General features: G+C 62.0%; 2 protein-coding genes. Both read left to right on the forward strand.

Annotated elements, in window-relative coordinates; genetic code table 11:
• Window positions 1-366, forward strand: a 366-nt coding sequence (locus DBR24_RS33595; protein WP_256591800.1) for a phosphopantetheine-binding protein, incomplete at its 5' end; no start/stop codon positions are given.
• On the forward strand, window positions 363-970 hold a 608-nt coding region (locus DBR24_RS33600), incomplete at its 3' end, for a condensation domain-containing protein (protein ID WP_256591801.1). The genes DBR24_RS33595 and DBR24_RS33600, both read left to right, overlap by 4 nt.

Here is a 970-nt window from a genome sequence, read left to right on the forward strand (position 1 = left end):
AGCGGCAAGCTCGACCGCAAAGCCTTGCCGGCGCCGGATGCCAGCCAGTTGCAGGGCGACTATCGCGCGCCACAAACGGAGACCGAGCAGTGTCTGGCGCGGATCTGGGCCGAGGTCCTGCAGGTGCCGCGGGTCGGTCTGGATGATCACTTTTTTGAACTCGGTGGCCATTCGCTGCTGGCCGCGCAGGTGATTGCGCGCATCAAGACTCAATTGGGCGTGGTGTTACCGCTGCGCAGCCTGTTCGAAAAACCGTTACTGACCGATCTGGCGGCGCTGCTGGCACAACAGGCCGGCGGTGCAACGGACGACGACTGGTCCGACATGGATCAGTTCATGAATGCTTTGGAAGGAGAGGAAGTATGAGCGGCACCATGGCGGAACGCATCGCGAAAAGGTTCGTCGGTTTGCCGCTGGAACAGCGTCGACAGTTTCTGGCCAGACTGCGTGAGGACGGCAAGGACTTCAGCCTGTTGCCGCTGCCGGTCAGCCGGCACGAGGTCACGCCGATTCCGTTGTCGTTCGCCCAGCAACGCCTGCTGTTTCTCTGGCAGCTCGAACCGCAGAGCGCCGCGTACAACATGGCCGCCGGCCTGCGTCTGAACGGGCGCCTGGACGAAGCGGCGCTGCAACGGTCCTTCGATCATCTGGTCATGCGCCATGAAGTGTTGCGCACGGTATTCCATACCGATGGCGATCAACCGTATCAGGTGATTCTCGATCAGCAACCCATTGCGCTGGAGCGCATCGACCTCACCGGTTTGCCGGTGTCGGAGCGCGAGGCGGCCCTGGCGCAACAGGTACAAACCGTCACGGCGCGGCCGTTCGATTTGCGCCACGGGCCGTTGCTGCGCGCCAGCCTGTTTGCAGTAGCCGATGAACAATTCGTGCTGGTGGTGAGCATGCACCACATCGTCTCCGACGGCTGGTCGATGGACGTGATGGTCAAGGAATTCGTCCAGTGCTATCA

The sequence above is a fragment of the Pseudomonas sp. HMWF006 genome, assembly GCF_003061205.1.
In the GTDB taxonomy this organism is placed as follows: Bacteria; Pseudomonadota; Gammaproteobacteria; order Pseudomonadales; family Pseudomonadaceae; genus Aquipseudomonas; species Aquipseudomonas monsensis.